A 23860-nucleotide genomic window follows, 5' to 3' on the forward strand; every position below is an offset into this window, starting at 1 on the left:
AGGAGGATCGATGCGTCGCCGTATTCTGCGGGCGACCGTCGCCGCCGTGGTGTGCGCGGTGCTGCTGTTCGCCATGCCTCTGGGGTTCGCCGCGCTCCGCCTGTACGAACAGGACGAGGTACGTGAGCTGCAGCAGCTCGCCGAGCAGGTGGCGGTCAGCGTGCCCGCGCAGGTGCATTCGCCCGCCGATCCGATGGAGCTGCCCCGCACCGAGCAGGGCACCCAGATCGCGGTGTACGACAGTGGTCTACGGCGGATGCTCGGGGTCGGTCCGGCCAGTGGAGATGAATCGGTGCGTGCGGCCTCCGCCGGCCGGGCGTCGTCGCAGCGGACGAACGGCGGGCTGGTGGTCGCGGTTCCCGTTGGTTCGGGAGAGCAGGTCAGGGCGGTGGTCCGGGTCGATTCCAAGACGGCGGAGCCGTTGCGCCGAGCCGCCCTGACCTGGGCCGGCATGCTGGTGCTCGCGGCGCTCGCCGTCGGCGTCGGCGTGCTGATCGCCCTGCGATCGAGCAGGCGCCTCGCCCGCCCGCTTGAGGCGCTGGCGGCGACGGCCGGGCGGCTGGAGACGGGCGATCTGTCCGCGCGTGCCGCTACCTCGGGATTACCGGAGGCGGATGAGGTCGCGACCACACTGAACCGAGCCGCCGGACGCATCCACCGGCTCCTCCAGCGTGAACGTGCTTTCAGCGCGGACGCCTCGCACCAGTTGCGCACCGCGCTGACCAGGACACGCCTGGATCTGGAGGGCTCCTTGGCGGATCAGGGGTTGCAGGTGCCCGCGCAAGGTCCGTACGCCGCGATGCGCTCGGCCCTGGAATCGCTGAACGACATGGAGGCGACGCTCGACGACCTGCTGGCCTTGGCCCGCGACGACCCCGAGCGGGCGCCGCTCGACATCGGGACGTTGCTCGCGGAGGCCGAGCGGCGCTGGCACGGGGAGTTGGCGGCCTCCGGCCGGCCCTTGCGGATCGTCGCGGAGGACGACCTGCCGGAGGCGGTCGGGTCATCCCGGGCCGCCCGGCAGGTGCTCGACGTCCTGCTCTCGAACGCCGCTGCCCATGGGAAGGGCACCGTTACCGTCCGGGCGAGGGAGACGGCCGGGGTCGTCGCGGTCGACGTCGAGGACGAAGGCTCTGAACTGCCTGACGACGTGGACATCTTCGCCAGGCGGCAGGCGGCGGGCGGGGGCCTGGGGATCGGGCTGGCGCTCGCCCGATCCCTGGTGGAGGCGGAGGGGGGAAGACTCTTTTTGTCCCGCCAGTCCCCGCACCCTCGGTTCACCTGGCTCGTCGCGACCTCAACCGGGACCGGGGACTCCGATCCGTGACGCGCCGCGATCGCCGGTCACAGCTCCCGCGATGTCACAGTTCCCGCAGTTCGGTGAGCGGCGGACGGCGGGCATGCCGGGCCGCGGCCGATGCCGCGGCGGCAAGGGCTGCGATGACGGCGGCGGTCAACGTGGCGAGGTAGCTCCATGGCACGGAGAGCTGGTCGGGGGGCGGATCGAAGACGCCGGACAGGACCTTCACCAGCATCTCCGACAGTGCCCAGCCCAGCACTGCGCCGCAGACCCCGCCCGCCACGGCCACCAGAGCCGCTTCACTCCAGACGAACCCCGACAGTTGCCTTCCTCGAGCACCCAGGACGGATGCCAGCGCCAGCGTCCGGCGCCGCTCCGCCAGGCCGAGCGCGAGCACGAGGCCACCGGCCGAGGCCCCGATGACCAGCGCGAAGCCCAGCTCGACCCGGGTGAGTCCACTGAGATCCACGGCAGTGAGGCTTGAACCGGTGACGGTCCGGGCCGACGGCAGATCGGTGACGTGCGCGACCGGGCCGAGAGCCGTCTGCACGCGCCGGGCCACCTCCTGCTGCCCGGTGCCGCCGGTGTCGACCAGGAGCGTGCCGATCGCGTCGCTGCCGGTCATACGGGCGACGTAGTCGGCGTTGGCGATCATAAAGCTGTCCTTGGGAGCGGTCGGGAACTCCTTGGCCACCCCTGCGAAACGGAACGCCACGGTGTGCAACTGGTGTGTGCGGCCGTCCTGAAGGCGCAGCCGGATCTGATCGCCTGGGTGGAGCTGGAAGTCGCTCGCGGTCTCTGCACTGACCAGCAGGTCGTCGGGTTGCCGCGCGAGGCGATCCATTAGTTGCCGCGCTGTACCTCCGGCGAAGTAGGCGTTCTGCAGCCTGCCCGCGGCGACGACGGTCGACGGTCGCACGCCGTACAGGTCCTGCAGGTCCGCACCGACGTACGCGTAGCGGTGCTGTATCGGCTCGACATGCTGAACGCCGGGCAACGCGGCCACTCTCGCCGCGTCCGCCTGTCCTGCTGTGGAGGCCGGCGGCTCGGTGACTGTGACATCCGCACCGTTCGTCAGGACGGCGTCGACCTCGGCCTGCTGGCGGTAGCTGGAGTTGAAGACGGCGGTCGAGGTCGCGAATGCCCCGGCGAGGGCGAGCAGCACCACCGCCCGGACCACCGTGGTGCCTTGCCGGGACAGACTCGCGGCGACCGTGTCCGCGAGCGGCCCTGCTGCGGGGCGCAGCAGCCGGGCCAGGAACGGCCGGCCGCGCCGCAGAAGCAGGTCTACCAGCAGCCAGGCAAGCATGGCGCCGCTCGCCCACAGCAGAGCCGGACCGGCGAACGCCCAGTAGTCCACAGACAACGTCGGTGTCCCCTCCGGAGCGAGCACCAGCGCGTAGTTCGTCTGGCTGGTGATGTTGAAGATCACGAGCGAGATCGCCAGAAGTACGGCCGTCAGCGCCCACCACATGGCGCGGGGCACCCGGCGGCGCTCCAACGCGGCACGACCGGCGACGACCGTGACACTTCGCACGTCCCGGCGGCCGGGCACCAGCACGGTCGCGAACGCGATGAGCGCCCCCATGGCGAGCGCGGCCAGCGCCCAGACGAAGGAGAACCCTGATGCGCCGAAGACGGAACGTCCCACCAGCGCCGCGACCGTGAGACCGGCCGCCCCGCCTACGACGGCCACCATCGCCGCCTCCGCGGCGGCCATCGCCAGGAGTTTGCCCGCCGTGGCACCACGCGTGCGCAGGAGTGCCTGCTCCATACGCCGCCGGGACGCGCCCGCCGAGGCGACGGCGGCGGTCAGGGCCCCGGCGAGCAGTGCGCCGGGCACGCCGAGGAAGAGGAAGAGCAGTTGCGCATACAGGGCGTCCGAACGGGCGGCGTCCAGGACGGAGCCGAGATTGTCGCCGACCATACCTGCACCGACCAGCCGCGCCTCGGTGTTGTGCGCCTTACCCGTCGCCGCAGCATAAGCGGCGGCAGGGTCCGGCGGCAGGCTGTGGCTTCGCAATACGTGGATCTGCGCTCGGACCAGGTCGGGACGGCTTGCGGCCAGCGGGTCGAAAAGGGTGTGCCAGCGATCCTGCGGCAATAGCACGACGTTGTCCGGTGGCGCGGACGGCTGAGACTGCGGAGGCGCTCCGACCTTCTGGAACAGCGAGTCCGCCAGCGGCAGCTCCACCACGCCGTCGACGCGAATCGTGACCGGGGGCAGGCCCGCCCGGCCGATGGCCACCGTGTCTCCGGGCGCGGCGTGCAGGTTGGAGGCGGTCTGCTGGGCGAGCAGCACGCCGTCGCCGACCCCGGACAGCACTCGGATCTCTCCGGGGAAGGAGGACCGGTATCCGGGTGGGATTCCGAGCACCGCACCGGGCCCGGTGGTCTGCGTCGTACCCCCGGTCGTCGCGGTCAGACCGCTGGTGTCGGCGTATCCGACAGGAAGGGCCGCCCGTGTGCCCTGCGTGTTCAGCACGGTCATCAGGACCGACTGCGCGTCCGCGCCGGCGGCTACCTGCACCTGCCAGTCCACGCTGACCCTGCGAACAGACTGTGCGGTCATCGTCGCCCGGGTGACGGCGAGGAAGCTGCCGAGTGCGGCCAGCAGCGCCACCGCCGTGGCCACTCCCGCGACGACGCCGAGCAGTCGGCCGCTGCGCACACGCACCAGCCCGGCAAGCCAGATACGGATCATTGGGCGCCGTCTCCTTCCACATCCGACGACACGAGGCGCCCATCCGCCATGTGCCAACGGGTATCCAGCTCTTGGGCTATCTGGAGGTCATGCGTGGTCACCACGACTCCGGCACCGACCTCGTCCGCGGCGGCGAGCAGCACCGTCATCACCTGACGACCGGTTTCGCTGTCCAGCTGGCCGGTCGGCTCGTCGGCCAGGACGAGCCGGGGCCTGCGCGCCAGCACCCGCGCCACCGCCACCCGTTGTGCCTGACCAGCGGACAGCTCGTCCGGCAGCCTGTCGGCCAGTCCGTGCAGCGCCAGGCTGTCCAATGCGGCCAGCGCCCGGGCTGCGGCCTCCTCCTCGGGTACACCGTCGATCCGCAAGGGCAGCGCGACGTTCTCGGCGGCGGTCAGCGGCGGCAGCAGGCTGGGGCCCTGGAAGACGATGCCGATGAGCTGCGAGAGAGTGCCTCCCGTCAGGCCCGGATGGCTCACCCTGCCTGCCGTGGGGCGATCAAGACCCGCCATCAGGTGCAGCAGCGTCGACTTGCCCGAACCGGAGGGCCCGACCACGGCGATCCGGTCGCCCCGCTTCACCGCACAGTTCGCGCCGTGCACCGCGACGACGGCACCGCTTCCCCTTCCGTATGTACGGGCCGCGTCCTCGCAACTCACGAGGAGATCGGAGGCCGACATCACACCCACCGCCCGTCACGCATCCGTAGCACGCGGTCGGCGGCCGCGGCCACGGCACGGCTGTGAGAGATCACCACGACCGCCGTTCCGGTGGAGGCACGCTCGCGTAGCAGCGCCAGCACCCTCCGCTCGGTCTCGCCGTCCACCTCACCGGTGGGCTCGTCAGCCAGCACCAGCGCGGGCGCGTTGGCGAGGGCGACCGCGAGACCGGCGCGAGCCGCCTCGCCGCCGGACAACTGCCGCGGAAGAGCACCTGCCCGGTCGCGGATGCCCACCTGGTCCAGCAGGTCTTCGGCCGGTACGGGCCGCCGGCCGCGCACCAGTCGCTGGACGAGTGCGATGTTGTCCCGCACGCTGAGGTGGTCCACAAGGTTCTTCGACTGGAAGAGCACCCCGATATGCCGTGAGCGGAGGGCACTGCGCTCACGTTCGGCCCGATGGCTGATTCGTTCACCGGCGACCCGTACGGTGCCACCGTCCGGCTCGTCCAGCCCCGCGAGGCAGTTGAGTAACGTCGTCTTACCTGATCCCGACGGTCCGGTCACGGCGACGATCTCTCCGGGCTCCGCCTCCAAAGTGACGCCCTGAAGCGCGAGAGTCTCTTCCTCCCCGGCCCGGAAGAACCGGTAAAGGGAATGAGCGCTGAGCACGAGTGCGGTCATCAGGCCCACCTGAACGAGTCGGTCACGATTCGCCACGGGTCGACGTTGTCCGCCCCCACCGCACCCGACAGGGTCAACACGACCTCGCTGCCCGACTTGAAGAAGACGTACCGCTCCACGTCCAACGCGACGCTCTTCCCGGTCACCTGATCGGGCGCGGAGCCGGCACGGTACTCGGCGAGCACGGCGCTGCCGCCCTTACGCGGCACGACCGTGACGCTTTTCAGACTGAAGCCCGCGGCCCCGCGCTGGATCGCGGGGATGTCAGCGGAGCGTACGGAGTTCACGGTCGGAGCGGTGGACGCGGCAACGCGTTCAATCTGGACGCTGTTGAACTTGTCGGTGAAGATGGTCGCGGAGCCTTGCGCCAGCCGGGACCAGCCCTCGGGTACCTTCACAGTGAAACCGCCCCCGGACGGTGACCACGGTACATACACCTGGGTGTCGGGTATGTCGCCAGGCGCGGCCGTCTCAGGAGCAACTGGCGGCTGTGCGGTCGCCGGCGACGATGGAGAAGCGGTCGTGGCGGAAGAGGAGCAGGCCGCCACCCCGATGGTGACGACGATCCCGGTCGCGAGAACAGTGAGTAGTCGACGCATGATGTTCACCTCGCAGCGATGACGAGGCGGCGGATTGTCCGCCTCTGTTCCCGACGACGCTACGAACCGTGCAGCCAGCGTCTGGCGTGCGTGCGGCAAGGGCGCGGTTAACGTCCACAGCCGACGCCCGGGGAGATCGACTCGACCTCGACGCCGATGGTGGTGGGCTGAGATCGTCCCAGGGCTAGGGTCGTCCGGCCCATCCACACCCGTGACGGCGGCTGCCATCTTGCCGGCCGTCGTCACGGCGGTGGGGTTGTCATGCTCTCAACTAGCCGGACCATCAACGTGAAGCCCACGCCTCCGCACACCCCACGGAGCTGTGGGTCACCCGGCTCGGTCGCAACCTCGTTGATCGGCACCCGCACAGTGCCACAGTTTCCAGCCGAGCTGGTCATCCGATATCACCGGATAGATAGATGACAGAGGGCAATCAGTCAGTCACATTCTGGGGGTATCGGCTGACTCGTACACCTCTAGCCCCGGGGAACTCATGTCGCTGAGCACAGCGGATGTCACCCATGTCCTGATCGCTCTGACGCTACTGCTCGTGGCCGCCCACGCCTGCGGGCAGCTGTTCACCAGGATGAGACAGCCGGCGGTCATCGGCGAGATCATCGGCGGTCTCCTGCTGGGCCCGACCCTTCTCGGCGCTGTCGCCCCTGGCTTCGCCAACTGGGTCTTCGGCTCCAGCAAGGTGACCACGAGCGTCCTCGGCGCGATGTACCAGATCGGTCTGCTGCTGCTGATGTTCCTGGTCGGTGCCGAGCTGCAGCTTCGGGCGACCCGCCGCGAACGTCGGAAGGTCGCTCTGATCACCGGCATCGGGCTGGCTGTACCGTTCGCCATCGGAATAGGCGTTGCCGGCGTGCTCAGCACCAAGCACTACTCCGGGCCGCACGGCACCCCGCTGACCATCGGCCTGATCTTCGGGATCGCGGTCGCGGTCACCAGCATCCCGGTCATCTCACGGATCCTGATGGATCTGGACATCCTCGAGACCGCGTTCGCCCGGGTCGTCCTGACCGTCGCCGTCCTCGAAGACGTCGCACTGTACGTGGTGCTCGCTCTCGTTCTCGGGCTCGCGAACACCGGAGGCCAGGGGGTCTTCGGCCTGTGGTCGCTGGGCGACACCGACGACGTGCCGCTCACCGCGCTCTACTACGTGCTCGCCAGCCTGGCGTTCCTCGCGGTCGCCCTCGTCGGCGGCGCGCGGACGGTCTTCTCCCTCGCCAACAGCCGGTTCAACCTGGTCGAACTGCGCAACCCAGCCGCGTTCCGGCTGCTGGTGCTGTTCGTCGCCGTCCTGGCCTGCACAGGTCTCGGCATCAACCCGATCTTCGGCGCACTGCTCGCCGGCATCGCGTGCTCACGGGCCGACGGTGGCGACCGGGCCACGTCCGAGACCTGGGTGTCGCTGAAGCAGTTCGCCCAGGCCTTCTTCATCCCCGTCTACTTCGCGATCGTCGGGCTGAAGCTCGACCTCCTGCATAACATCGACCTCCTGTTCCTCGTCTGGTTCTTCACCTTGGCCTGCGTCACCAAGGCCGCTTCGGTCTGGGTCGCGGCCCGTCTCGCAGGGGAGGACAGCAAGTCGGCCGTCCAGCTGGCCGTGGCGATGAACGCACGCGGCGGTCCCGGCATCGTGCTGGCCACCGTCACCTTCGGCGCCGGGATCATCAACGAGAAGTTCTTCACGATCCTCGTGCTGCTGTCGATCGTGACGTCCCAGATCGCCGGCTACTGGCTCGACCGCACGTTCCGCAGGGTCACCGAGCCCGAAACGGTGAAGACATGAGCGATGGACTCAGGCTGACGGCCTTCGTCAGCGACAGCGATCTTTGGCACCACAAGCCCGTCTACCACGAGATCGTGCGTCGGGCGCAGAAGGCGGGGCTCGCCGGCGCCAGCGCCTTCCGCGGCATCGAAGGCTACGGCGCCACCGGCCGGATCCACACGACCCGCATCCTGTCCCTGGCCGACGAACTCCCGACCATCGTCATCATCGTCGACACCCGCGCGAAGATCGAGGCGTTCCTCCCCCAGCTCGACGAGCTCATCCCAGGCGGCCTGGCCACCCTCGAACCCGTCGAAATCCTCCACTTCTCCGCCGCCCGGCAACGCCGCGCCATGTAGGGGACTGTAGGACGAACACACGGCATGGAGAACCTGAGTGAGAGGGAGGCCGCGCGGATCGGCGGAATCCCGACCTGGGGCTTTGGCGACACCGTTACGACCAAGGTCGTCCACTAATCCCGAGGGACCGCCGGCTCGGCGGCGGAGTGGATGAACTCCGGGCACGACGGACCAGGGAAGGGCTCAGGCGTCGCGGTGACGCAGCAGGTAGGTCGCGGCGAGGAAGACCGCGGCGATCCAGAGGCAGTAGACGGCGAATCCGCCCCAGGGGCCCAGCATGCCCGGGTCGGGCACGACCACGGCGATCTGTGACCCCGCGTTGGGCGGGAAGTACTTCGTCACGGTCCTGCCCCATGAGCTGGGCAGGATGCCGATCATCGGTGGCAGGACGAACAGAATGGCCACCGTCGCGGTGATCGCGGCGGCGGAGTGGCGGATCAGCGTGCCGACTCCCAACCCGAGCAGCCCGGTGGCGACGAGGTACAGCCCGGCCCCGAAAACCACCCGGAACGCGTGCGGGTCGACCAGCGTGGCCGCGTCGTACCTGGCGGACAGGATCGCCTGGGTCACGAAGAAGGCGCCGAACGCCGAGATCATGCTGACGACGAAGGCGACCCCGCCGAACACCAGGGCCTTGGCCAGCAGCAGCCGCAGGCGCCACGGCACCGCGGCGAGCGAGGTGCGGATCATCCCGGTGCGGTACTCACCAGTGATCGCCAGAGCTCCGAGAGTGGCCAGCGACAGCTGCGCGAGCACCGCGCCCTGGAAACTCAGCTCGATGACGTTGAACGACGGATTGGCGTCGTTCTCCTCGGCCCCCAGCGCGGCCATGCCGATCGCGGCCGCCGCACCGATCATCAGCACGGCCGTGGTGATGAGGGCCCACATCGTGGAACGGACCGTCCGGAGCTTGGTCCATTCCGAGAGAAGAATCCGCGCGAAGCCGCGATTGGCGGCACCGCGCGCCGGAACTACCGCGACAGAGGCGGGGCCAGTCATTTCCGCTCCGAGACAATAGGGGTGCCGAGGTGATACTCGACGCTGTCCTTGGTCATCGCCATGTAGGCCGCCTCCAGGGAGGTCTCCTGTGCGACCAGTTCGTGCAGGGGAATGCCGCGGGCCGCCGCCAGGTCTCCGATCATGGCCGCGGGCATCTTCCGCACCCGCAGATGGTCATCGACCGACGACACCTCGGCGCCACGATCGGTGAGCAGCGAGGCGAGCTCGGCCGGCTCCGGCGAGCGGACCCGCACGTAGCTCTCGGTGCCGCCGCCGACGAACTCCGCCATGCCCGCGTCCTTGATGAGACGCCCCTTGCCGATCACGATGAGGTGGTCGGCGGTCAGCGCCATCTCGCTCATCAGATGGCTGGAGACGAACACGGTCCGGCCCTCGGCCGCCATTGCGCGCATGAAGCCCCGGATCCACATGATCCCTTCGGGGTCCAGCCCGTTCACCGGCTCGTCGAACATCAGCACCGGTGGGTCGCCGAGCATGGCGGCGGCGATGCCGAGCCGCTGGCCCATCCCGAGCGAGAAACCACCGATGCGCCGCGTGGCCACGGAGGCGAGACCCACCTGGTCGAGCACCTGGCCCACCCGCTTGGCCGAGATGCCGTTGCTCTGTGCCAGGCAGAGCAGGTGGTTGTGGGCGGAACGGCCACCGTGGGCAGCCTTGGCGTCGAGGAGCGCGCCGATCGCCCGCAGCGGATCTCGCAACTGGGTGTACGGCCTGCCGTTGATCCTGATCGAGCCGTTCGTCGGGTGGTCCAGATTGAGGATCATTCGCATGGTCGTGGACTTGCCGGCGCCGTTGGGCCCGAGGAATCCGGTGACCCTGCCGGGGCGTACGGTGAAGGACAACCTGCTGACCGCGGTGGTGGTGCGGTAGGTCTTGGTGAGGTCCTGCACCTCGATCGTCGTCATGTTTCGAGCATCGCGCGCCGTCCGGCCGGTCGCCTCCTCCCCGAGAAGGCATGATCACTAGGCCTCTGGTCCCAGCGACTGGGTCCAGGAGCCCAGCGGCCGGGCCCAGCGCGGCGGGGACTCAGGCTCCCGGCGTCACCAGGCCGGCCTCGTAGGCGACGATCACCGCCTGTGCCCGGTCATGTGCCCCGATCTTGGTGAACAGGTTCGTCACGTGGTTCTTGACGGTGGAGACGGCGACACCGAGAGCCTCGGCGATGTCGGCGTTCGAGTGGCCCTTGGCGATCAGTGTGAGCACCTCGCGCTCACGCTCGCTGAGGCCCAGCGACGACAGCGCGGCGTTACCGGACGCCACTCCCCCCACCCTGAGGGAGGGCCGGACGAAGGTACCGATCAACCGGGTGAGCAGGCGCGGCGCGACGATGGAGTCCCCGCGATACACCACACGCACCCCCTCGACCAGCTCCTCGGGAGACACCTCCTTTGGCAGGAACCCCGCGGCCCCCGCCCGCAGCGCCCCGACAACGTACTCGTCGAGGTCGAACGTGCTCAACGCCAGCACCCGCGCTCCGGGCGAGACCGCCATGATCTGCTCGATGGCCGCGACACCGTCCAGCTCCGGCATGTGAATGTCCATGAGGATCACGTCGGGCCGCAGTTCGCGGGTACGGCTGATCGCCTCCCGTCCGTCGGCGGCCTGCCCCACCACCTGGATGTCCGGATGCGACTCCAGGATCAGGCGCAGACCATACCGGACCACGGCATGATCATCGACGAGCAGGACAGTGATCATGAGATCTCTTTCTCGGGTACGGAAGAAGGCAGCGGAAAGCCGGCGAACACCCGGAAACCGCCCTGCGGCCTGGGGCCGGCCTCGAAGGTCCCCCCGCACAGAGCGACCCGTTCGGCCATGCCCGCCAGCCCGTGACCCCCGACGCCGGCGCGGCGCACGCTCATCGCGTCGTCGACGATCTCCACATCGAGCGTCGAGGGCCCGTAGGTCAGCCGGACCGACGCCCTGCCACCCTGGCCGTGCTTGCGGACGTTGGTGAGGGATTCCTGCACGATCCGGTAGACGGCCAGATCGACGGCAGCGGACAGGGACCGCTGCTCCCCCACCACTAGTAGCTCCGCGGACAGACCCGTCTCACGGGCGCGGGCCACCAGGGCGTCGAGGGCGTCGGGTGACCGGACCGCCGCGCCGTCCCTGCTACTGCTGTCCTCGGCGTCGTCGGCCCGCAGGATGTCGAGCAGTCCCCGCATCTCCGCCATCGCCTCCCGCCCCGCCAGCTCCGCTCCGAGCAGGGCCTCGCGAGAGGAGTCAGGGTCACGGGTGGTGCGGGCCGCACCGATGAGAAGGTTCATCACGCTGATGTGGTGGGCCACCACGTCGTGCAGTTCACGGGCGATCCTGCGCCGCTCGATGTGGACGGCCTCGGCGGCGGTCTCGGTGTGCCTGCGCCTGTCCAGCTCCCATCTCGCCCTGACGCTCTGACCGATCGCGATCAGCACGATCGCGTAGACCACGATGGCCTGTGGGGGTATGTCGTAGCTGTAGACCAGAGCGGCGACGACGCCCACGGGCCATCCGCTCCGCGGCGGAAGATACCTGCCGCAGCTGTAGAACGCCACGCAGGCCGACATGAGGGTGAGGCCCTTGTCGTTCGCCCCGAAGATCATGACCACGAGGAATTCGGCGCCGACGGTCACGGCCACCACGAGGATCGGCCGGTCACGCCGCACGATCAGCGAGAGGGCCGCGATCGCGGCGATACCGACGGCGGCCAGCACCTGGGAGACCACGACGGGACCGGCATGCGTCGCGGTCACGGCGAGGTAGGTCAGCGAGACCGCCAGAGCCAGCGCGGTGAGAATCGCGTCCTGCACGCGAGGCCGAGACAGGAACCCCGGCGCCTGAGCCCCGTGCATGGTTCCGATCCTATTCAACCCGGACCTTTCGCGACCATGAACAGTGACACCGGGTTGCGGCTCTCGACCAGAACCTCGACATCACCACCCCCGAGGGCAGGCTCTTCGGCAGGGAGGGACCCACCTCGAACATCTACAAGAACAATTCGGCAGACTTCTTCCTGCTGGGCAAGGGGCTCTGCGCTGCCAGTTTGGCTGGCGGCAGGTGTAGGACGTGAACCTGCGTAGGCTGAGCCGACGGTTTTACAGCACGTGACCTCTCCCTGCCGCTCATTACCTGCGAGAACGATCGTCTCTGTAGGACGCCCATAGGAGATCATTCCGCGTATATTCCGTGCGGCGAGGGTCCTCCGCGAGGGCACCAGAATTACGGACACACGCCGTGCGACATGGCGGACTGGGACTGGGACGGGCACCAGGACATCGCGGTCAAGTTGGTTACCCAGACATGGCCCAAGGATCGGACCGGCTTGGTTCTCCTCGAACATGGACGATGCGATCGGGTGTGGTGAGGTTGGCAGTACGGACTCTGCCTTCGCACAGACCCTGGCCCGTGTCTGCGAACTGATATCTGTGGGCGTAGACCTGACCCCTCCGGAGCCATTCATATCGAACGACCGGACGTCTCCAAATGGTCTCGAACCAATCCGCTGTGATCGCCGCCAATTCCGCAGGGCTACCAGGCGGCACTCTAGATCAGGACGGCGAGGCCAGAGCCAGCGGTTTTTCGATTGCGACTCTTGCTCCGCAAGCACCTGTCATGTTCTTCGAACCTGGCGTTTGTCCAGGTCAAGGCCACATGTCGCGACCTCACGGTCTGCGGTCTTCGCTTGTGGGAAAGTGTGCGGCACACAGCATGCCGGCCTGGTCATTTTCGTACTGCTGCGCGCCTGTGTCCGTGGTCTGCCCGTGAGGGCTTCGCCGACCGCCCCAGCCAGCAGGGGGGACTTTTCGGTGTGAACCCTGCGCGGTTGATCAGCGTGCGCGATGCCGGCGCGTCGCTCGTCTTCATGTAAACGATCAGATCACCCTCACACGGCGCGAAGGCGCGGGTTAGCCATGGTCAACCCGGCAACGCCCCGCGCAGGTCAAGCGGGCCGGCCAGGTGCCCGTGCCGATCTTCCCAGTCGGGCCGCAGCGATAGATTCGCCCAATGTCCATAGGGACGCACCTAGCAGCACCAAGTCTTTGAGCAGAAATTGCCCCAAAGGCGACAGTGCTGGAAATCCTCCGGCGGTTGGATCGCCAACGCCAGGAGTGGTGAACAGGAAACTCAATGTGGCGAGGAACAGCAACGCGGCCAAGGCGCTGCCAACGGCGGAGAAATGCGGAAGCCATGGCCCGAGGGCGACCAGAAGAGCCGCGATGATCTCAACGGTACCCAGGAAATTGGACAATGCCCGGACGCTGAGGGCGTCGGCCATCCAGCTCATGAACGGACTGTGCGTAATGTACTGTTGAATACGCACAGCCTCCGAGTCAGTGTATTTCAGGGCACCGATCCAAGCGACGACCACCACGAGTCCGTATCGGAGGATAAGGCTGCCGGCGAGCAATACGTACCGTTCGATTATGGGACGATCTCCTGGGGAAGCAATCATCGACTAGCCACTCCCTGTCAAATGAATTTCGACCGCACTCTAACGCTTGATGCGTTGGCCATACCGGAAGAACGCACCGGGAGCGGTCCGAGGCCGATGGGTGAACCACGGTATCGCGCAGGACGAATATCTAGACTTCGTCCGTCCGGCCGTCTGTAGAAGCCACATTGAGCATGTATGCCCAGCCAGGCAGCCAGTTTGGAAGATCTGTGTACATGATCCTTCCTGGTCAGAGCACAAGCTCCAGCCTTCCGGATCACCCGCCTCACGCACACGAACTTTCTGACACTCCCGTCGGTTTTTTTGGTGACCTCACGTGGAATCGGTGTCTTGGTTCGGACAGGCGGTCAGGGGGTGACGATGTTGAAGTCCCGGTCGGGGTCGTCCAGGAGTTCTATCAAGGTGGTGAATGCCTGACGGGCTCCGGATGCCTGGACGCCGCCGAGGTCCCCGGACGCGATCACGGCGAGCAGTTCCGGCTTGGTCAGGGTCACCGTGAGATCGGCCGGTGTCGCCTCTCGTGACCGGGTCTGAGTGAGGACCCCGTTGGCCAAGCTGGTCCTGATCTCCTCTTCGAGGTCGGTGAAGTTCCAGTCGATGGTCAGCCGGATGTCCCAGGCACGAGGACCGTTGACACGGATCGCCAGGGAGTCGAAGATCTGCTCGGCGCTCAGAGCTCGGGCGAGGTCGGTGCCGGCGCTGTCGATAGGGTTCTGCGGCTTGTCGCCCCGCAGTTCCGCGGCGCCTTGCAGGTAGAAGTTCCGCCACGTGCCGTTCTCGCTGCCACGGCCGAGCTCGTCGTAGACCTTCGCCAGAAGTTCCCTGGCGACGACGTCGGCCGGATCGGCGAACACGACATAGTTGAGGATCTGTGCGGCCCACCGCCACTCCCCTGCCTGATAGGCCGCCTCGGCCTTGGCCAGGATGTTCGAAGCTCCGCCCATGAGCTCCACGTGTCTACGGGCCGACTCTTGCGGGGGAAGCTCCCACAGATGGGCCGGGTTGCCGTCGAACCAGCCCATGTAGCGCTGGTAGATGGCCTTGACGTTGTGGGACACCGAGCCGTAGTAGCCGCGAGCGTGCCATGCCCGGCCGAGCGCCGGCGGAAGCTCGATCATCTCGGCGATCTCCACACCGGTATGGCCCTGGTTGAGCAGTCGCAGCGTCTGGTCGTGCAGGTAGGCATACAGGTCACGCTGCTGGGACAGAAACACGGTGAGCTCCCGCGTACCCCAGGTCGGCCAGTGATGCGAGGCGAACAGCACCTCCGAGTCGGCGGCGAACATCTCGATCGCCTCGGTGAGATAGCGGGACCAGACCCGCGGATCCCGGACGAGCGCGCCGCGCAGGGTCAACACGTTGTGCAGATTGTGGGTGGCGTTCTCAGCCATGCAGAGAGCCCGGCGACCGGGAAGGAAGAAGTTCATCTCGGCAGGCGCCTCGGTGCCCGGAGTGAGCTGGAATACGATGCGGACGCCGTCGATCACCTCCTCCTGGCCGGTGCGGGTGACGTGGAGCGTGGGCTCGATCAGCGAGATCGTTCCAGTGGAAGTGGTCTGACCGAGCCCCGCGCCGATCTGGCCGACCGCGCTCTTGGGCAGCGCGGCTCCGTACATGTAGATCGCCCGCCGGTTCATCGCCGTCCCGGCGTACACGTTCTCGGAGACGGCGTGCTCCAAGAACCCGGCGGGAGCGATGATCGGGATGTTCCCTCCGTCGGGCACCACTCCCCGGACGCCGCCGAAGTGGTCGGCGTGGGAGTGACTGAAGATGACCGCGGTCACCGGCCGGTTCCCCCGATGCCGCCGGTAGAGCTCGACCGTGGCCGCCGCACACTCGGTGGACAGGAGCGGATCGATGACGATGACGCCCCGCTCGCCCTCGACGAAGGAGACGTTGGACAGGTCGAACCCGCGGACCTGATAGATCCCCTCGGCCACCTGGTAGAGGCCGTGCTTGGCGGTGAGCTGGGACTGCCGCCACAGACTCGGGTGCGCCGTGTCGGGGCACGGCCCGCTCAAGAAGGCGTAGGCGCCGAAATCCCACACCACCCGGCCCCGGCCATCCCTGATCGTCTCCTGCGACGTCGTCCCGACGAACCCCCGATCCGCAGCCTCGAAATCGGCCCGATCCCCCAGCGACGGCATGACGCCCACAGAGCCCCCCACGAAACCATCCGAACCGGCTCCCACAGACTCTCAACGTCAGGCTCGATCCCGTGGTGTGCCATCACCTCGGTCGGCGCTCGATGAACGTCATCCGCCTGGCCGACCTTCCGACGTCTGGAAACCTCGTTCAGTTCCTGCGCGTCAGCGTCCATCCTCAACGCGAAGCATCCCGTGGAACTCGGCCGCCGGACTCGTGTCGGATCAAAACACGGTCAGCCTGTCCTGGCCCGGAGCTGAGTGCGGCGAGGAGGTGCCTCAACCTTCTGATCCTTAGGGCGGTACTAGCTGAGTCCTCGCCCGACCTGCGGGGGGTCGGGAGCCAGTGAGGACTGCGGGTCGTGCCTCATGCCGACAGGTGCCTGCCCTCTATCAGCGGTAGCCGAAGAACGAACCGAGCACCGCGGGCGGAGTCCTCGATACGCAGGGTCCCCTGGTGGGCATGGGCGATGTCGCGGGAGATCGCCAGGCCGAGCCCGCTGCCGGCTGTATCACGGCGGCGTCCGTCTTCCAGACGGACGAACCGCTCGAAGACCCGTTCACGGTCGGCCGCTTCGATGCCGGCTCCGTCATCAATCACCGCCACGACCCGCCAGGCCGTCGCCAGACGTGACGCATACGATGACGCGGGACTCCGCGTGGCGTCGCGCGTTGCTCATCAGATTGCTCAGCAGCCGGATCAGCTGGGTCCGCGAGCCGTGTACCCAGACATCCCCGGTCACCCGAACATCCACCGGCACAGGGTGGGAGGTCGTCCTCGTCTCCTCCGCCACCAGCGCGCCCAGGTCGATCGCCTCATGGGTGGCCGACTCGCCGCTGCGCAGCCGGGCCAGCAGCAGCAGTTCGTCGACGATCCCCTCGAGCCGGTCGGTGGTCGACAGGGCTCGCTGAATCGTGTCGCGTGGATTGACGTGATCGGGGTAGAGCAGAGCCTCCTCCAGCTGAACCCGCAGGCCGGCGATCGGGTTGCGGAGCTCGTGCGACGTGGTGGAGGCCAGTTGGTACTGCCGTTGCACCGGGCGCAGTGACCGGCCCGTTATCCGCCACGTCAGCCACCCCGACATGACGGTCATGATGAGCGCGGCCGCCCCGACGACGTACTCGAGGTCGTGCGTCGCCAGAATCGACGACTCCACCGCGCCCGCGTACACGACAGGGGAATCGGCACTCGGTGAGACCCTGTCGGCCGCCAACAGGACACACCGCTTGCCTGGAGGACACTCGGTCCACCGCCGTAAACGGTCGCCGGGCTCCGGCCTGAACATGCTGAGGCGCGCCCGGCCCGTCTGAGGGCTCGAACTCGTAATCCTGCCCCGGGCGTCCACCACTTGAACAAGGTCGACGTTGGCGGAAACGGGTATGGGGCGGGGCACATGGTCGCTCCGCACCTGCGCGCTCCACCGGAGCACGGTCTTCTCGGCGTTGAAAAACGCCTCGTCTCGAACCCTGTAGCGAACCGCCAGGTCCATGCCCGCGCCGAGCACCACAACAATCATGAGGACGAGCAGCGTCACCACCGTCGTATAGCGCACTTGAATGAGACACAGCGACGGAACCGCGTCACCATCTCCCGGCGCGCCCGACCGGCTCTTCCGAGCTGCCAATGGCCGCACGCCATGGGCGATCTCGGCTGGGTGTCTCATCACGACTGTGTCTCTCACGCTGATCGCTGATCCACACGGACAATGGGCGGCTCAAAAGCGGCCGGTCCGCGAGTTCCTCCTCGCGTAGCCGCCGCATCCTTTCCTGGAACACCGCCTGCCGCCTGTACAGCCCCCGGCGATCCATATCCAGTGCGGCCGTCCCGTGGTCGAGCTCGGGATGACGGCCGGCCGCCGGCACCCGGCCGAACAGGCCTGACTCAAATTGGACGATATCGTCCACTTAACTTGAAGTTATCCATGCTTGTCAAGTTGAGATATGAGGTAGCCCCATGAAGTGCCGTGTCGCGGCACCAGGTGGGACGACATGGACGACGAACTGTTCGCCGACGGGCTCCCAGCGATCCGCCCCGAGCGCTCTGATCCAGCTCAGCGCCATGTCAATGGCAAGCCTGAATGGTTGGTCGTCCTGCATCGACTCTGCGAGCAGATATCCGCCCTGCAATGCGGCAATGACCCCGAGGGCGAGTTCCTCCGCGGTGACCTCGGAACCCAACTCGCCTTCTTCTTGCAGTCTGGCCAAACCGCCGGCCAAAGCGTCCCACAAGGAATCGAAGGCCGCCGCCAGCAGACGGTGAGCGTGGCCGGAACGGCCGACGAACTCATTGGCCAGCGAGCCGAGCGGGCATCGGTACCCCGCATCGTCGTGCAGACCGTCCCTCCGGACGCATCTGATAACCCTACGTCAGAGGCATGTGAACCCGCTTGCCATGGCCGGTTCCGAGCAGCCGATCAGGGCGATTGCACAGTTGCCGGGGTCACGCCTGAGCCACGCCATTCGGGGTCGTCGCAGACGGGATGGTTGACAGACTTCATACATAACCACAAACTGGACGAAACCGTCCATTCAAGACGATGATCTGGCGCGAGTTCTTCAGGTGGCAACCGACCGCGACCCGATCGGCCGGAGAACGCGCCATCACTGTGGCGTGCGACGGCTGAGTGCTGCCGGTCGATTATCCGCCAGCCGCGTCATCGGCATCTGGACAACGCGCTGCATGGCGGATGGGAGCGCGGATATGAAAAATGCCTTCGGTCGCGGGCCCGAGGCCGCATGTCTCGATGTCGGCTCCGACCGAGCGGGCCGTCCCACCGGAGCAGACGTGTCGCCGCGGAGAGCCCTGGGGACGCGTCGCGGGAATTCCGACGGAACCGCGGGATTCGATTCCGATGGCCGATGTGTCCGCGGACCTCTACGCGGCGCCCGGTCATGCGGCATCTCCCGCCTGGCGGTCTTTCGGCCGCCGTTCGTCCTCGGGGCCTTGTGCATCGTGGTTCCGCTGGCATGGGCCAAGTGGCATGCGCGGGCCCGGACCCTGCACTCGATCTCGGCCATCCGCACCGAACTGGCCGTCCTCGTGGGCGGCGATCCGCAAGACCGCCTGGCCGAGCCGGAGGGAAACGGCGAGGTCGTGCGACTGGCCGCCACGATCAACACCGTCCTTCAACGGCTCGACCAAGCAGAGCAGCGGGCCGAACGAGCGCTCGACCGGCAACGGCAGTTCGTCGTGGACGCCGCACACGAACTGCGCACGCCTCTCGCCGGGCTGCGCCTGCAACTGGAAGACGCCCAGATGTATCCGGACGACACCGACCTGGGGAATCTCCTCGATCACGCTCTCCAAGACCTGGGCCGGGTGCAGAGCATCATCACGGACCTGCTCCTGCTGGCCAGGATGGAGACGGACTCCCAGACCACGATGGAAGAGATCGACCTCACGGCCTTGGTCCAGGAGGCGGTCGCCCACCGCCACGGATTACAGGAGGTGCGATTCCACCTCGATTCCCCGGTGAAGGTCTGCGGCGTGCCATCGCACATCACTCGTATGCTCGCCAATCTGCTCGATAACGCCCACCGCCACGCCGTACGGACGATATGGATCAACCTGCACCCCAGGGGCGACAGCGCCGAACTGACCATCGCCGACGACGGAGCAGGCATCGCTCCGACCGACCGCGAGCGGATCTTCCACCGCTTCGTCCGCCTGGACTCGGCCCGCAGCCGTGACTGCGGCGGCACCGGCCTCGGCCTCGCCATCGCCCGTGACATCGCCTCCGCCCACAACGGCAGCCTCCACGTCGAAGACTCCGCCTCCGGCGGCGCGTGCTTCGTCCTCCGGATACCCCTGGCCGCGAACCGCTGATCAACACCGAGGAGGCGGAGTCCGGGCCCACTCAGAGCCAGGGCGCGCGGTCGTACTGCGGAGGCTTCGCCCGGGAAGCGATTGAGAATTCCCTGGCCTCAACTGGGGCTACGACGGCAACGGCCTCAGCGCGGCCTCGGCGGCCAGACTCCCCACGAACACCTCAAGCAAAAGACCACGACCACACGTCAACGATCACAGTGAGTCGCGCAAGATTGCACGACAGATGATCTTGATCTTGGTTGTGATGGCCGGGGTCATGCGCCACCCGTTGAACAGGTCGGACGTTCCACCAGTGACCGACGGGCACCTCCTCCCCTCCGGCCGGATCCCGGGATGAAGGCTCGCTATGGGAGAGCGATTCGACTTCCGCATGACAGAGACGCGCTGAAGCCCCGTCCGGTACTCGAGTCACTCGGAAATCTTCAGGATCAGTCGGTCGCGAACTCCTTCGAGACGGAATCGGCCATCCCTTCGCCCCGGCAGGCAAGGTCTTCCGCGAGTGGGTCGTCCTCACCGATCCCGACACGTGGCTCTGGAGCGATCTCCTGGCCGAGGCCCACGCCCACGCCGGTGTTTCCGCAGGCGGCCGTACTAGGTTCGGGCCCTGCATCTGGGGATCCGCTCGTGAGATAGGCGACGAGATCGGTGTGCGGCCGCCTCCATCAATGGCCCGTAGTAATACGGGGTACTGCTGTCAGGATCACATCAAGAAACCGGCGATCGATGAACGACCGGCTCATATTTGCCTCATGACGCAGATTTCGCCGCAGCAGGCCGGTGATGCCCGACATTGGTGCGGTCGCGGCATGGAACAGTTCCATCACCCGCGTCCCGTCTGCCTTGGCCGCGGGTCATCTGTTCGACCCACGGAAGCGCGACGACGGCTGACGGAGCGTCTCAGCGGATCGGTGCTGGAGGTGGGGGCCGGCGACGGCGTCAAGTTCACCTGTTACCCGGACACGGTCCGCGAGATCACCGTCGCGGAGACCGATCCGTTCCTTCTCGAAACAGTCCTGATGGCCTGCAAGAACGGGCCGATCCCCGTACGTACGGTCGCGGGCGACCTCACCCGCATCCCCGCGCCGAACGGCGCGTATGACGCGGTCGTCTGCTCGCTGGTCCTGTGTTCCACACCTGACCTCGAGCAATCCCTGGCCGCGCTCAGGCGGGTGCTGAAGCCGGGCGGCGAACTACGGCTCTACGAGCACGTGCGGTCGGCCAACGTACTCGCCGCAGCGGCCGAACGGTTCGTGGCTCCCCTGTGGTCACAGATGCGCGGCGGCTGTCACCCGGGCCGTGACACACTGACCGCCATCGAAAAGGCTGGCTTCGTCGTCGACCATGTGTCCCGGTTCTCCTTCCACGGGGTGAACCACGTGCTCGGCGTCGCCCGAACCCCCAACTGACGACCATGTGTTCTTCCGGCGTGGAATGAACTCTGCGAGGTCCTCGAAGTCCTCACCGCGCCACAGCTCGCCTGACCTGTCGATCGCCATGGTGGCGAGCGTATGGCCAAAGAGCTACGGCCCTTCGACTAGGAATGCCCAGCACCCCTCCCGTGCTTCGGCCCGACGATCAACGCTCCACTGAGGGCCTTGTATGCGGCCAGGTGTTGCTCGCTGATGTTGACGCGCTGGAGGTTGGTCATGGTTCCTTTGATTCCTTCGTCTGGTCTGCGCCGTGGTTTTCGGGCGCGCCTTGGCGGTAGGTGGTGTGTACCTGGGGGGCACAGTCCGTGCGAAGTGTTGCCGCCCGCTGCGTACCCGGGCTATTACCTCGGGTCGTCGACCTTGAGCTTGTCTCCGGTGTCGGAGACGAAGACGACCAGGAGCTTGGCCGGGTTGGTCGGGCTGGGGTTCTCGGTGAGGACGTGGTGGGTGCCCGGCTGCTCGACCCAGTTCTCGCCCTGGTGGTAGGTGGCCACGGGCTTGTCGTCGAGCTTGCTGCGCACGGTGCCGTCCAGGACGTAGGCGTAGACGAACGCCTGGCCGTGCCGGTGCGGCATCGCGCGTGCGTTGGGCGGGAGGTCGACGACCGCCGAGGTGAACGTCTTGCCCTTCACATCCGGAAGGGCCTGCTGGAGCAGCGGTCTGAGGGTTTCGGCGGGGCGCGTCGATGCAGGCGCCGAAGCCTCGGCGTGGGCGGACTGGTTGGAGGTCGAACAGGCCGTGGCCGCAGTCAGCGTGGCCGCAGCCAGGAGGCCGGCGGCGATTCGCATTCCGATCATGATGGGCCTCCTGGTTCAGTCTTCCGCGACGCGGATGATCGTCTTGCCGGAGGTGCGCTTGCCGGGGGCGAACGCGGCGGGTGCCTCGGCGAGCGGCCGCACAGCACCGACGAACGGCCTGAGCCGACCCTCCCTCAGCCGCATGGCGAGATCCGTGAGCCGGGCGCGGTCGGGTTCGACGACGAAGAAGACCGCCCGCCCGTCCTTGGGCTGGACCTTGGGCGGCATGACGATGGTGACGAGCGTGCCGCCGGCCCGGACCAGGGCAGCCGAGCGGTCGAGGACGTCGCCGCCGATCACGTCGAATACGACGTCGGCCTCGTCGGCGTCCTCGATGTTCTCGGTCTGCAGGTCGATGAAGGTGTCGACGCCGAGTGCGAGTGCCCTGTCCCGGTCGGAAGCCCGGCCGGTGCCGATGACGCGGGCACCGACCTCCCGGGCGAGCTGTACCGCGATCGAGCCGACGCCGCCCGCGGCACCATGAATCAGGACGGTCTGGCCCGTGGTGAGGCGGCCGTGGTCGAACAGGCCCTGCCAGGCGGTCAGCCCGGAGATCGGCAGCGCGGCGGCCACGGTGTGGTCGATGTCCCCCGGCAGCGGGGCGAGGTTGCGGGCCTCCACCGCGGTGTACTCGGCGAGCGTGCCGTTACGGGTCCAGTCGGCCAGGCCGAACACCCGCTGTCCGACGCTCAGGCCGGTGGTGCCGTACCCCAGCTCTACGACGACACCGGACAACTCGTGCCCGGGCACGCTCGGCGTCCGGTCGCGGCCGGCGCGATCGGTCCACGTGGCGGGCCAGTCCAGCTCGCCACGGGTGAAGCCAGCGGCGTGCACCCGCACGATGACGTCGTTCTCGGACGCATGGGGATAGGGCATGTCCGTCAGGGACATCCCGGCAAGACCGGCGTTGCGGTCTCGCACAGTGATGGCTTGCATACAGGTCCTTACTGGGGAGGGGCGACCCCAGCGCGCAGCCCGCTCGCGCGCAGGGTTCATAGCGGCTGCAGGTGGAGGTATGCGTTCTGCATGATCGACCCACCTGCTGTCGCGTATTTCTTCGTCGCCCGTTTTGCGTTCTCATCAGGGAGACGAGGTAGCCCCTCCGGGTGTGACAGCTCAGACGCGCACGAGTTTGTCGGGATTGATGACCCTGCGGTACGCGGTGATCAGACCGTCTGCGATCTGGACCGTGTCGACGGAGTGGACGCGGCCTTCCCGGCGGAACACGAGGGCGAGCTCGCCGCCGACCTCGGCGAAGTCGATGCGGTCCGGGTGCCACTGGCGCCCCACACGCACCATGACCTCGGCGACGCGCTCGCCGCCGTGGATGAGCTTGCGTGCCGCGGAGACCTTGCCGCCGCCATCGGTGACGTAGACGGCGTCCGGGTGCAGGAGCCTGACCAGGCCGGCCAGGTCCCCGGCCTCGTAAGCGGCGCGGAAGACCATGAGGACTCGTTCACGCTCCGCCTTCGACGCCTGCGGCGTGGACTGCTTCGCTTTGGCCACCCGCCGTCGTGCCCGCGAGGCGAGCTGCCGGGCACCCGGCACGGTGATGTCCAGCACTTCGGCGATCCGGCCGAACTCAAGACCGAAGACATCGTGCAGGACGAAGGCCACCCGCTCCGGCGGGCTGAGCTCTTCCATGATCAGCAGCATCGCCGAACTGACGGACTCGTCGACGAGTACCGGCTGAGACGCGTCCGGACCTGTCAGGAGCGGCTCCGGCAGCCACGGCCCGACATAGGTCTCGGAGCGGAAACGGGCACTCTTGAGAATGTCGTACGACCGGCGCGCGGCCACCGTCACCAGCCAGGCCCGCAGGTCACCGATGTCCTGCAGATCCGCTCCGGCCGCCCGCAGCCACACGTCCTGGGTCACATCCTCGGCATCGGCCACACTCCCCAACAGCCGGTAGGCCACACCGAAAACCGCGGGCCGGTGCCTCTCCCATTCGGCTCCGAGCGGGCCCTCCTGCTCAGACCGTCCGAACCCGTCCCCCATACAGATCGCAACCTCCCCCAGCTTGCGGATCCAGCGTAGCCATCCGAACTCGGGATCTTCGAAGACGGCTCCGCGGGAGGCGGTCAGCCTGGCGGCTGTTCCAGCGGAGCCTGATGCCCTTTG

At 67.5% G+C, this 23860-nt stretch carries 22 protein-coding genes; 5 read left to right on the plus strand and 17 right to left on the minus strand.

All coding sequences use genetic code 11. The features are described 5' to 3' along the window. The first annotated feature begins 10 nt into the window (after positions 1-10). A complete protein-coding gene (locus Psi02_RS27295) occupies positions 11-1327 on the plus strand; it encodes a HAMP domain-containing sensor histidine kinase (protein WP_203978525.1) in 1317 nt (438 codons plus the stop codon). Between the two features lie 34 nt (positions 1328-1361). On the opposite strand, the gene Psi02_RS27300 is transcribed toward Psi02_RS27295, so the two are convergent. From Psi02_RS27300 to Psi02_RS27315, 4 genes are read right to left on the minus strand one after another with little or no spacing between them, the layout of a single operon-like run. Next, positions 1362-4004: an ABC transporter permease gene (locus Psi02_RS27300; RefSeq protein WP_203978526.1), complete on the minus strand. Its 2643-nt coding sequence runs from the start codon at positions 4002-4004 to the stop codon at positions 1362-1364. Continuing rightward, positions 4001-4684: an ABC transporter ATP-binding protein gene (locus Psi02_RS27305; RefSeq protein ID WP_203978527.1), complete on the minus strand. Its 684-nt coding sequence runs from the start codon at positions 4682-4684 to the stop codon at positions 4001-4003. The genes Psi02_RS27300 and Psi02_RS27305 overlap by 4 nt, the downstream gene beginning before the upstream one ends. Continuing rightward, positions 4684-5346, minus strand: coding sequence for an ABC transporter ATP-binding protein (locus Psi02_RS27310; protein ID WP_203978528.1), 663 nt, complete (start codon positions 5344-5346; stop codon positions 4684-4686). Before Psi02_RS27310 ends, Psi02_RS27305 begins: the two co-directional genes overlap by 1 nt. After that, a complete protein-coding gene (locus Psi02_RS27315; RefSeq protein WP_203978529.1) occupies positions 5346-5744 on the minus strand; it encodes a hypothetical protein in 399 nt (132 codons plus the stop codon). The genes Psi02_RS27310 and Psi02_RS27315 overlap by 1 nt, the downstream gene beginning before the upstream one ends. Positions 5745-6438: 694 nt before the next feature. Here Psi02_RS27315 and Psi02_RS27320 point away from each other — a divergent pair. Then, positions 6439-7743: a cation:proton antiporter gene (locus tag Psi02_RS27320; protein ID WP_203978530.1), complete on the plus strand. Its 1305-nt coding sequence runs from the start codon at positions 6439-6441 to the stop codon at positions 7741-7743. After that, the gene (locus Psi02_RS27325) at positions 7740-8081 is read left to right on the plus strand and encodes a DUF190 domain-containing protein (RefSeq protein ID WP_203978531.1); all 342 of its coding nucleotides are present in this window, start codon (positions 7740-7742) and stop codon (positions 8079-8081) included. The genes Psi02_RS27320 and Psi02_RS27325 overlap by 4 nt, the downstream gene beginning before the upstream one ends. A gap of 183 nt (positions 8082-8264) precedes the next feature. Here the strand turns inward: Psi02_RS27325 and Psi02_RS27330 are convergent, their stop codons facing one another. From Psi02_RS27330 to Psi02_RS41135, 9 genes are all read right to left on the minus strand, one after another. Next, on the minus strand, positions 8265-9080 hold the full coding sequence (locus tag Psi02_RS27330) for an ABC transporter permease (protein ID WP_275415264.1): 816 nt from the start codon (positions 9078-9080) through the stop codon (positions 8265-8267). Beyond that, complete coding sequence (locus tag Psi02_RS27335; protein ID WP_203978533.1) at positions 9077-10006, minus strand: ATP-binding cassette domain-containing protein; 930 nt, start codon at positions 10004-10006, stop codon at positions 9077-9079. Before Psi02_RS27335 ends, Psi02_RS27330 begins: the two co-directional genes overlap by 4 nt. 121 nt (positions 10007-10127) lie before the next feature. Then, positions 10128-10799: a response regulator transcription factor gene (locus Psi02_RS27340; RefSeq protein WP_203978534.1), complete on the minus strand. Its 672-nt coding sequence runs from the start codon at positions 10797-10799 to the stop codon at positions 10128-10130. Next, a complete protein-coding gene (locus Psi02_RS27345; RefSeq protein WP_203978535.1) occupies positions 10796-11935 on the minus strand; it encodes a sensor histidine kinase in 1140 nt (379 codons plus the stop codon). The genes Psi02_RS27340 and Psi02_RS27345 overlap by 4 nt, the downstream gene beginning before the upstream one ends. Positions 11936-13023: 1088 nt before the next feature. After that, a complete protein-coding gene (locus Psi02_RS27350; protein WP_275415265.1) occupies positions 13024-13536 on the minus strand; it encodes a YkgB family protein in 513 nt (170 codons plus the stop codon). A gap of 347 nt (positions 13537-13883) precedes the next feature. Continuing rightward, a complete protein-coding gene (locus tag Psi02_RS27355) occupies positions 13884-15683 on the minus strand; it encodes an alkyl/aryl-sulfatase (protein WP_203978561.1) in 1800 nt (599 codons plus the stop codon). A 364-nt stretch (positions 15684-16047) separates the two neighbouring features. Beyond that, positions 16048-16287, minus strand: a complete 240-nt coding sequence (locus Psi02_RS27360; RefSeq protein ID WP_203978537.1) for an ATP-binding protein — start codon at positions 16285-16287, stop codon at positions 16048-16050. Further along, a complete protein-coding gene (locus Psi02_RS27365) occupies positions 16274-17215 on the minus strand; it encodes a sensor histidine kinase (RefSeq protein ID WP_203978538.1) in 942 nt (313 codons plus the stop codon). Before Psi02_RS27365 ends, Psi02_RS27360 begins: the two co-directional genes overlap by 14 nt. 394 nt (positions 17216-17609) lie before the next feature. Beyond that, a complete protein-coding gene (locus Psi02_RS41135) occupies positions 17610-18038 on the minus strand; it encodes an LmrA/YxaF family transcription factor (RefSeq protein WP_373317687.1) in 429 nt (142 codons plus the stop codon). A gap of 595 nt (positions 18039-18633) precedes the next feature. On the opposite strand from Psi02_RS41135, the gene Psi02_RS27375 reads away from it, so the two are divergent. Further along, on the plus strand, positions 18634-19506 hold the full coding sequence (locus tag Psi02_RS27375) for a sensor histidine kinase (RefSeq protein ID WP_239095198.1): 873 nt from the start codon (positions 18634-18636) through the stop codon (positions 19504-19506). A 665-nt stretch (positions 19507-20171) separates the two neighbouring features. Here Psi02_RS27375 and Psi02_RS27380 read toward each other — a convergent pair. After that, positions 20172-20330 carry a hypothetical protein gene (locus Psi02_RS27380; RefSeq protein WP_203978541.1) on the minus strand — a complete coding sequence of 53 codons (159 nt, stop codon included), beginning with the start codon at positions 20328-20330 and terminating at the stop codon, positions 20172-20174. Between Psi02_RS27380 and Psi02_RS27385 the strand changes: the two genes are divergently transcribed. Continuing rightward, a complete protein-coding gene (locus tag Psi02_RS27385; protein WP_275415266.1) occupies positions 20316-20915 on the plus strand; it encodes a class I SAM-dependent methyltransferase in 600 nt (199 codons plus the stop codon). The two genes, Psi02_RS27380 and Psi02_RS27385, sit on opposite strands and share 15 nt — an antisense overlap. Before the next feature lie 365 nt (positions 20916-21280). Here Psi02_RS27385 and Psi02_RS27390 read toward each other — a convergent pair whose 3' ends face one another. The 3 genes from Psi02_RS27390 to sigJ form a co-directional block, all read right to left on the minus strand. Then, positions 21281-21736: a cupin domain-containing protein gene (locus Psi02_RS27390; protein ID WP_203978543.1), complete on the minus strand. Its 456-nt coding sequence runs from the start codon at positions 21734-21736 to the stop codon at positions 21281-21283. 15 nt (positions 21737-21751) lie between these two features. Continuing rightward, positions 21752-22672: an NADP-dependent oxidoreductase gene (locus Psi02_RS27395; protein WP_203978544.1), complete on the minus strand. Its 921-nt coding sequence runs from the start codon at positions 22670-22672 to the stop codon at positions 21752-21754. A gap of 180 nt (positions 22673-22852) precedes the next feature. Next, positions 22853-23737, minus strand: a complete 885-nt coding sequence (gene sigJ, locus Psi02_RS27400; protein ID WP_203978545.1) for an RNA polymerase sigma factor SigJ — start codon at positions 23735-23737, stop codon at positions 22853-22855. Positions 23738-23860 lie beyond the last annotated feature (123 nt).

Origin of the sequence: Planotetraspora silvatica, assembly GCF_016863315.1 — a bacterium.
GTDB lineage: Bacteria > Actinomycetota > Actinomycetes > Streptosporangiales > Streptosporangiaceae > Planotetraspora > Planotetraspora silvatica.

Excerpts from the sequence above, each read along its gene's own strand:
- Psi02_RS27295 (WP_203978525.1), top strand. The coding sequence starts at position 11 with ATGCGTCGCCGTATTCTGCGGGCGACCGTCGCCGCCGTGGTGTGCGCG.
- Psi02_RS27300 (WP_203978526.1), bottom strand. The coding sequence starts at position 4,004 with ATGATCCGTATCTGGCTTGCCGGGCTGGTGCGTGTGCGCAGCGGCCGA.
- Psi02_RS27305 (WP_203978527.1), bottom strand. The coding sequence starts at position 4,684 with ATGTCGGCCTCCGATCTCCTCGTGAGTTGCGAGGACGCGGCCCGTACA.
- Psi02_RS27310 (WP_203978528.1), bottom strand. The coding sequence starts at position 5,346 with ATGACCGCACTCGTGCTCAGCGCTCATTCCCTTTACCGGTTCTTCCGG.
- Psi02_RS27320 (WP_203978530.1), top strand. The coding sequence starts at position 6,439 with ATGTCGCTGAGCACAGCGGATGTCACCCATGTCCTGATCGCTCTGACG.
- Psi02_RS27325 (WP_203978531.1), top strand. The coding sequence starts at position 7,740 with ATGAGCGATGGACTCAGGCTGACGGCCTTCGTCAGCGACAGCGATCTT.
- Psi02_RS27330 (WP_275415264.1), bottom strand. The coding sequence starts at position 9,080 with ATGACTGGCCCCGCCTCTGTCGCGGTAGTTCCGGCGCGCGGTGCCGCC.
- Psi02_RS27335 (WP_203978533.1), bottom strand. The coding sequence starts at position 10,006 with ATGACGACGATCGAGGTGCAGGACCTCACCAAGACCTACCGCACCACC.
- Psi02_RS27340 (WP_203978534.1), bottom strand. The coding sequence starts at position 10,799 with ATGATCACTGTCCTGCTCGTCGATGATCATGCCGTGGTCCGGTATGGT.
- Psi02_RS27345 (WP_203978535.1), bottom strand. The coding sequence starts at position 11,935 with ATGCACGGGGCTCAGGCGCCGGGGTTCCTGTCTCGGCCTCGCGTGCAG.
- Psi02_RS27350 (WP_275415265.1), bottom strand. The coding sequence starts at position 13,536 with ATGATTGCTTCCCCAGGAGATCGTCCCATAATCGAACGGTACGTATTG.
- Psi02_RS27355 (WP_203978561.1), bottom strand. The coding sequence starts at position 15,683 with ATGCCGTCGCTGGGGGATCGGGCCGATTTCGAGGCTGCGGATCGGGGG.
- Psi02_RS27385 (WP_275415266.1), top strand. The coding sequence starts at position 20,316 with ATGGAACAGTTCCATCACCCGCGTCCCGTCTGCCTTGGCCGCGGGTCA.
- Psi02_RS27380 (WP_203978541.1), bottom strand. The coding sequence starts at position 20,330 with ATGGAACTGTTCCATGCCGCGACCGCACCAATGTCGGGCATCACCGGC.
- Psi02_RS27390 (WP_203978543.1), bottom strand. The coding sequence starts at position 21,736 with ATGATCGGAATGCGAATCGCCGCCGGCCTCCTGGCTGCGGCCACGCTG.
- Psi02_RS27395 (WP_203978544.1), bottom strand. The coding sequence starts at position 22,672 with ATGCAAGCCATCACTGTGCGAGACCGCAACGCCGGTCTTGCCGGGATG.
- sigJ (WP_203978545.1), bottom strand. The coding sequence starts at position 23,737 with ATGGGGGACGGGTTCGGACGGTCTGAGCAGGAGGGCCCGCTCGGAGCC.